The organism is Rhizobium sp. P2_G2, assembly GCF_056403555.1.
The window spans coordinates 1-7,570 of the sequence record NZ_JBFUFF010000178.1 but is presented as its reverse complement, the minus strand read 5'-3'; the positions used below and the strand labels follow the sequence as shown (position 1 = coordinate 7,570).

4 protein-coding genes and 1 pseudogene are annotated in these 7,570 nt (G+C 58.3%); 2 read left to right on the top strand and 3 right to left on the bottom strand.

From position 1 onward, the window contains the following. Window positions 1–141: 141 nt before the first annotated feature. Both AC1D06_RS40880 and AC1D06_RS40875 read right to left on the bottom strand, forming a co-directional pair. Window positions 142–1,509 carry a hypothetical protein gene (locus tag AC1D06_RS40880; RefSeq protein ID WP_477991154.1) on the bottom strand — a complete coding sequence of 456 codons (1,368 nt, stop codon included), beginning with the start codon at window positions 1,507–1,509 and terminating at the stop codon, window positions 142–144. A gap of 200 nt (window positions 1,510–1,709) precedes the next feature. Beyond that, window positions 1,710–2,723: an NAD-dependent epimerase gene (locus AC1D06_RS40875; protein WP_477873933.1), complete on the bottom strand. Its 1,014-nt coding sequence runs from the start codon at window positions 2,721–2,723 to the stop codon at window positions 1,710–1,712. Window positions 2,724–3,200: 477 nt separating this feature from the next. Between AC1D06_RS40875 and AC1D06_RS40870 the strand changes: the two genes are divergently transcribed. Both AC1D06_RS40870 and AC1D06_RS40865 read left to right on the top strand, forming a co-directional pair. Beyond that, window positions 3,201–5,474: a polysaccharide biosynthesis tyrosine autokinase gene (locus AC1D06_RS40870; protein ID WP_477873931.1), complete on the top strand. Its 2,274-nt coding sequence runs from the start codon at window positions 3,201–3,203 to the stop codon at window positions 5,472–5,474. A 94-nt stretch (window positions 5,475–5,568) separates the two neighbouring features. Further along, window positions 5,569–6,936: a UDP-glucose dehydrogenase family protein gene (locus AC1D06_RS40865; protein WP_477873929.1), complete on the top strand. Its 1,368-nt coding sequence runs from the start codon at window positions 5,569–5,571 to the stop codon at window positions 6,934–6,936. A gap of 405 nt (window positions 6,937–7,341) precedes the next feature. On the opposite strand, the pseudogene AC1D06_RS40860 reads toward AC1D06_RS40865, so the two are convergent. Next, a pseudogene (locus AC1D06_RS40860) lies at window positions 7,342–7,570 on the bottom strand (IS630 family transposase); the annotation flags it as partial.

Genomic DNA, 7,570 nt, shown 5'->3' with positions numbered 1-7,570 from the left:
CGACAGCATCACGCTCAAGGCGACGCAGCTCGCCAGCGTCACTGCGGACGATTTCATCYTCGGATGATCAGCGCCGATGACGCAGACATGTCCGCACCTATGCCGACAGGGCACAGCAAGGACCAGGGAACCGGCCGCGCCTCAGGGCGCGGCCTTCACGGATAGGCCGATGCTGTCGATATCGGGCATGTCGAAAATCACCGGCTCGGGTCCAATGGCGACCGTAGGGCCGGCCTCAAGCGGGCCGGAGCATAGCCGGGAGGCATGCAAGATGCGCCCGCCTGGCGACGACACGGTCGCCGAGAAATTCCCACTGCGCGTCCAGGCGACGACACGAACACCCTTCTCGGTCGCCAACTGGACGAAGAACACATTCGGGAACGGTCGTTCCCGGCGATAGCCGCGAGACGCCTTGATCATGCTCATGACATTGCGGACGGCACAGGCAGCCGGCTTGGGACGGTAGTCATAGGTATAGAGACCGAAATTGTCTTCCAGCTCAGTGGTATTCTGCCCTTGGTCCTTGAGCTGGTAGATCCAGGCGCCCTTGACCCAGGGCGTAGCCGCTGACCATAACAGGAATTGGGCGATATTGTCCGCCGCTGCCTGCTTGCTGATGACACAGCCAGAAACCGGCGTGGGCCAGCCGAATTCCGTTACATAGACGGGGATTTCGGCTCCTGTTCCGAGCTTGCCGAGCACGTCGTGCAATGCATCCAACTGGCCGATCGCTTGCGTCGCGGTGCGGTCATCCAGATTGGCTTCGCAGTGATTATAGAGATGGACGGAAAGCCCTGTGCCGCCTCGAAGCGCCTCCTGTTGCACGATTGCTTTCGTCCACAGCCAATCCTTGTCGATGCCGACGGCGCCCACGAGAATCGGACTTTGCGGCAATGCCGCCGTCAGCGCGGGAACTGTCGCCTTCGCGAGCGCGGTGTAATTGACGGCAGCGCGCGGGTCGCTCGCCTGTCCCGGCCCAACGAGCCAGTTCCTGGGGGTGGTGGCCGGTTTGGCATTCATGATCCATTCGTTCCAAACCTCGAACATCGGATTGAAACGCTGCGTGGCGCGCGCCGCCTGGACGGCAAAATCGGCAAATGCCGCGCGCGAGGCATCGTCGAGCGGCGGCGACCCTTCGAACTTGCGCGGCGCAGTCAGGATGATAAGCGGCCGCAGGCCTGCCATTTCCAGGAAATGGAAAAGTGGTTGCGGATGATAGTCACGATGCGCGAAATCCGATTCGACGAATGCCATCCATGGCAGGTCGTCGCGATAAGAATCGACACCAAGTTCCTTCAGGCGGGCGGCGCTCTTGTCGGGATCATATCCGAAGTCGGCGCCGAGGCCGAAATGCACGCCGACGCCGACGATCAACCTGTCCGGACGGGCGACAGGCGACTGCCGATCGAAGGTCAGTGTCTTCGTTTCTGCAGACGATGCACTGTCGCTGCATTGGGTCAACAGGGTGAGCGACGCCAAGAACAGCGTCGACAGAAGCACGGATCGCATCTTCGCCTCCTCTTTTTTGCAGGCCTATCGGCGTGCGAAGGCTAAGCGGACTTTCGTCGGCAAGCCAACGATTCATCCGCTTAGAGTGCTTTATTTTGGCGCAGGTTCTTGTCGGAAAACCGTGGAGCACTTTTCCGGAACCTGTCTATTTTGTCGCAGGTTATTGCCGGAAAACCGCGGAACACTTTTCCGGAATCTGCTTACTGTGCCGGATAGGTCTCCTCATACCATTCCACGAAGCGGCGCACGCCCTCTTCGATCTCGATTTCCGGCTTGAAACCGGTCAAGGCCACCAGAAGATCAGGCGCCGCATAGGTCCGGGGAACGTCGCCGGGCTGCATGGGCAGCATGTTGCGAATTGCCGGCTTGCCCAGGATCGTCTCGATGGTCTCGACGAACCGCATCAGCTCGACTGGCTGGCCACCGCCGATATTGACGATGCGGAACGGCGCATGTGGGGAAAGAGTGTCTGCCGCCGTCTCCGCCGAGACACGATTGGCTTGCGCGGGAGGCACTGCCATCAGCCTGACGATGCCGTCGATCAGGTCGTCGATATAGGTGAAGTCGCGGCTCATCCTGCCTTCGCCATAAATGTCGATCGGCCGGCCGGCACGTATTGCCTGAACGAATTTGAACAGCGCCATGTCCGGCCTGCCCCAGGGACCGTAGACGGTGAAGAAACGAAAGGCGGTGGTCGGCACGCCGAAGAGATGGGCGTAGCTATGCGCGATCAACTCCATGGATTTCTTGGTCGCCGCGTAGATCGTCATCTGCTCGTCGGCCTTGTCGCTCTCGGCGAATGGTATCTTTTCATTGGCGCCGTAAACCGACGACGTCGACGCCAGAAGCAGGTGTTTCGGCTGCACTTCCTTGGCGAGCTCGATGATGTTGAACGAGCCGACAAGGTTCGAATCGACATAGGATCTGGGGTTCTCGAGGCTGTAGCGAACGCCGGCCTGAGCGGCGAGGTGCACGATGACATCCGGCTCGGCGGCAGTAGCAGCCGCTTGGAGGGCTGCCTTGTCCTCCAACATCCCGATGAATGGCCGAAAACCGTTGGAACGGGCGAGAATCGCGTGGCGCTTCTCCTTCAGGCTGATATCGTAATAGTTCGTCATCCCGTCAAAGCCGACGACGAAATGGCCGTCGTCAAGCAGCCTTTTGGCGAGGTGAAATCCGATGAAGCCAGCCGTTCCAGTGATAAGATATCGCATCTTGTTCTTTCCAGTTTGGGGTCAGCAACTGACCACGTTTACCGCAAATGTATTTGCCTCTCGAATGCGACGTGACAGCGTAGTAAGATAAGAAACGTGTCACGCTGCACCAAGCGATCCTGTGGAAATCGAGATGCGCAAATTCACAGCGCTTTGACCGCGGCGAACGAGGTCGGACGCTGCATTGGCTTGCCAATCTCTTCATTGCGAAGTCTCACGCAAGGCGATTTCTAATGTGGGGCTGTTCTAGCGCGGTTGGACGACGGTAAAAAGAGGTAAAATTGTGCATCGCAAAAAAGTCATTTTGTTTCTGTTGCAATGCACGCGAAAAAAATCTAGTTGAATCGGGTGCCTGGCTTAAGACATGGGTATCTCTGCGCGAACTCCTTCTCGCGATTGCGAAATTCTTTGAACCATGTCACAGTTTGACCACCGGCTTCGGCCTACTCTCTCAGCGATGGCCCGCGAGGAATGTCGATGAACTACAGATTTGACAAGATCGACACAAAGGTAGAGCAGCCGCTCGCAGTGGAAGAAGGATTCTTCGACTTCGAGTATGTGCTCGCGGTCCTGCGACGCCAGTGGCGCGTGGTCTTTCTCGCCGTTGTCCTAAGCGTGGCATTCGCCATTCTCTACCTTGTGACGGCCGTGCCAAGGTTCACTGCCTCGGCCAGCCTGCTGATCGATACCGGCAATCAGCAGATCGCCGATCAGTTGTCGACCATTACCGGCGTGTCGCAAGATGAGACCTGGGTTCTCAGCCAGGTGGAACTGCTGAAGTCGGACCGGATTGCCCGCGCCGTCAGCGAACGCCTCGACCTCAAGGACAATCCCGTTTTCATGACGGAGAAGCTAGGGCTCTTCCGTGCGATATTCGAAGCGATTCGCAATGCTGTCAGCATTTCGAGCTGGCTCAAGGATAATCAGGTTCCAACGCCTGAGCGCATTCAAGAGGAGATCGTGTGGGCGTTGCAGGCAGATGTGACCGTGACGCGAATCACCGGGACATATGTACTGGAATTGGACTACGCGTCCGTCGACCCGCAGCTCTCTGCGAAAGTCGCCCAGGCATTTGCGGACGCCTATCTCACCGACCAGCTCGATTCCAAATATGAGGCGACCCGGCGCGCCGGCGACTGGCTGCAGAATCGCATCAGCGAACTCCGCGATAAGTCGCTGCAATCCGATCTTGCCGTGCAGAAGTTCCGGGCCGACAAGGGCCTGATCACGACTGATGGCCAGTTGATCAGCGAGCAGCAGCTCCAGCAGATCAACAGCCAGTTGGTCGTGGCGAAATCCGACCGTTCGGCCGCCGAGGCCAAATACCAGCGGATAGAGACGATCATCAATTCGGGCGACATGCAATCCGCCGTGGCCGAATCTCTCGACAGCACCGTGATCAATGACCTCAGGACCAAATATCTGGAGGCATCGCGCAAGGACGCCGACATCGAGAGCAGATTGGGCGCAAAGCATGTCCAGGCCGTGCGTCTGCGTACCGAAATGAGCGAATACCAGCGATTGATGTTCGAGGAACTCGGGCGCATTGCACAGAGCTATCGCAGCAATGTCGAAGTGGCGCGCAGCCGTGAAAAGAACCTCGAGGAGCAGGTGGCGAGTGCAACTGGGGTAAGCGCGACAGCCAACGACGCCCAGGTGCAATTGCGCGAGCTCGAACGCGAAGCCGATACCTACAAGAAGCTCTATGAGACCTTCCTGCAGCGCTATCAGGAATCGGTGCAACAGCAATCCTTCCCCGTGACGGAGGCACGCGTGATTTCTTCGGCCGTTGTGCCGGATTACCCGTCGTCCCCCAAAAAACCTCTGATCGTTGCGCTCGGCGTCTTCTTCGGCCTGATGTGCGGCGCCTGTATCGGTGCGTTCCGAGAGTACCGCGATCGCTTCTTCCGGACCGGCGAGCAGCTTCGGGAAACGCTTGGCCTCGAACCTCTGGGTACAATTCCGCAGGTCAAGCTGGCGCCTGGAGAGGTCGGGCGGACGCATGTATCCAACGATGATCCGCGCCTCATCAGCAAAGAAAACTTCATCGCCAACCACGTGATCGATCATCCGCTTTCCGCCTTTGCCGAGACCCTGCGGAGTGCGAAGATCGCGGTGGACCTGCTTATCGGGCCCAAGAAGCCCAAGCTTATCGGCATGGTGTCGGTCCTGCCGGGTGAAGGCAAATCGACGCTGTCGATCAATTTCGCCGAACTTCTCGCAAGCCAGGGCGCGCGCGTCCTGCTGATCGACGCCGACCTCAGAAATCCCGGCGCAACGCGTCAGATCGGACGTCAAGCCGAGCGTGGCGTGCTCGAAGCGCTGCAAAGCGGCGTGCCGATCCGCGATCTCGTCATGATCAATCCTGAGACCAAGCTCGCCTTCCTTCCGGCTGTGATCAAGCGCCGGGTGCCCTACTCCTCCGAACTATTGGCGTCGGATGCGATGGAAAGGATGATCCGCGAGGTCTCCGACATGTTCGACTACATCATTTTCGACCTGCCTCCGTTGGCGCCGGTCGTGGACGCACGTGCGATCAGTTCGACCCTGGACACTTACCTTCTTGTTGTCGAGTGGGGGAGAACGGCGCGCAATGCCGTCAAGAAAACCCTGTTGGGGAACCAGGCCATCGCAGCGAAATGTGCCGGCGTCATCCTCAACAAGGTCGATACCGATAAAATGAAATTCTATCACACCTTCGGTTCGTCAGAGTTCTACTACTCTCGCTATTCCACCTATTACAACGAGTAGAGTTCGTTCCGACGCGGATCCGCGAACCAGGGCACCAATGAAAGGCCTTGAGTTTGCGTCGCAAACTTGCATGCAAAAAACTTAGGAGATTGACATGCGTATCGTTATGATTGGCTCGGGCTATGTCGGGTTGGTATCGGGCGCTTGCCTGGCGGATTTTGGCCATCACGTGACCTGTGTCGACAAGTCGGCCGCCAAGATCGAAGCATTGAAGGCTGGCCGTATGCCGATATACGAACCAGGGCTGGACGCGATCGTCGAGAGCAATCGCAATGCCGGCCGACTCGATTTCTCCGAAGACCTGCTGCCTTCGGTCGCTGAGGCCGATGTCGTGTTCATCGCCGTCGGCACGCCGTCCCGGCGCGGCGACGGTCATGCGGACCTCTCCTTCGTCTATGCCGCAGCGCGCGAGATCGCTGCAGCGGCGACCGGATTTACGGTCGTCGTCACCAAGTCCACCGTACCCGTCGGCACGGGCGATGAAGTCGAGAGAATCATCCGCGAAGAATTCCCCGGCAAGGATATCGTCGTCGTCTCCAATCCGGAATTCCTCCGCGAGGGCGCAGCGATCACCGATTTCAAACGGCCGGATCGCATTGTGCTCGGCACGGAGGACCCGCGCGGCGTCGAGGTCATGCGCGAGGTCTACAGACCGCTCTATCTCAATGAAGCGCCACTGTTCTTTTGCGAGCGGCGGACGTCCGAATTGATCAAATACGCCGCCAACGCCTTCCTCGCCATGAAAATCACCTTTATCAACGAGATCGCCGATCTTTGCGAGCAGATCGGCGCAGATGTGCAGAAGGTGGCCAAGGGCATTGGCATGGACAAGCGCATCGGCGACAAGTTCCTGCATGCAGGTCCGGGCTATGGCGGCTCATGCTTTCCGAAAGACACGCTGGCATTGGTCAAAACCGCACAGGATTATGACAGCCCAATGAGGCTGATCGAGACGACGGTGGCGATCAACGACAACCGCAAGCGGGCGATGGGGCGGAAAGTGATCGCGTCATGCGGCGGCTCGGTACGCGGCAAGAAGATCGCTATCCTCGGTCTGACGTTCAAGCCCAATACCGACGATATGCGTGACGCTCCATCGATCGCGATCATCCAGGCGCTGCAGGACGCCGGCGCCGATGTGCACGCCTTCGATCCTCAGGGAATGGAAGCCGCGCGCGACATGCTCCGCGCAGTGACCTATGGCAAGGATGCCTATGAAATCGCCAGCGAGGCCGACGCCGTGGTGCTGGTGACCGAGTGGGATGAGTTCCGGGCGCTGGACATGCGTAAGCTGAAGACGATCATGCGCAATCCGATCGTCATCGACCTTCGCAACATCTACAGCGCCGCGGAAATCGCACGCGAGGGCTTCACCTACATTCCGCTCGGCAAAAAGAGCGGTGCGGCGAAGTCTTCGGGTGACAACGTTGTCGATCTCAATCGGCAGGTGAAGAAAGCTTAATCCGTCAGTTGGACGGAATACCGCCGCTTCAACGTGCGGCTGAAGCAGTCGCTCCATTTCAGGCGAAATGTGCTCGGCGATTCAAGAATCTCGCAGATTTGCTTTGCACATCTGCGAGCCGATCGGCTGAAACGTCTGCCTGTCTGGCCCGGCCGGCTCGGCCGTGGGATTGGCTACGACGCGCCCTGACGGCATCATATTCGACTCCGTTTGAGCCAACAGAAAGTTTCCGGGTAATCGGGAAGGCTTTAATTGGAACATGTCGTCCGGAAGTGGCCGCCGGCTTCGGGATAACGACATGCGAAAAAACCAAGAGACAAAGCGCTAACCGTTTGTTTTGCGCATGTCGTTATCCTGAAACCGGTTCCCACTTTCAGGCGACATGCTAGTACCTCTGCACAGAGATTATGACTCTTTGGCGATTGGGTTTGGGTATGCTTTGGCAAGTTTGGCGCGGGCTTGCTCGGTTGAGAACATCCATTTGATGCGGGCTCCACTTTGATTGCGACGGTGTTCCCAAGCGGCGACTTCGGCGATGAGGCGATCGTGGCTTTCGATGCGGCGGTTAAGACATTGGCCGCGCAACACGCCGATTTCGATCTCGACCATGTTGAGCCAACTGGCATGCTTGGGC

Excerpts from the sequence above, each read along its gene's own strand:
- AC1D06_RS40880 (WP_477991154.1), bottom strand. The coding sequence starts at position 1,509 with ATGCGATCCGTGCTTCTGTCGACGCTGTTCTTGGCGTCGCTCACCCTG.
- AC1D06_RS40875 (WP_477873933.1), bottom strand. The coding sequence starts at position 2,723 with ATGCGATATCTTATCACTGGAACGGCTGGCTTCATCGGATTTCACCTC.
- AC1D06_RS40870 (WP_477873931.1), top strand. The coding sequence starts at position 3,201 with ATGAACTACAGATTTGACAAGATCGACACAAAGGTAGAGCAGCCGCTC.
- AC1D06_RS40865 (WP_477873929.1), top strand. The coding sequence starts at position 5,569 with ATGCGTATCGTTATGATTGGCTCGGGCTATGTCGGGTTGGTATCGGGC.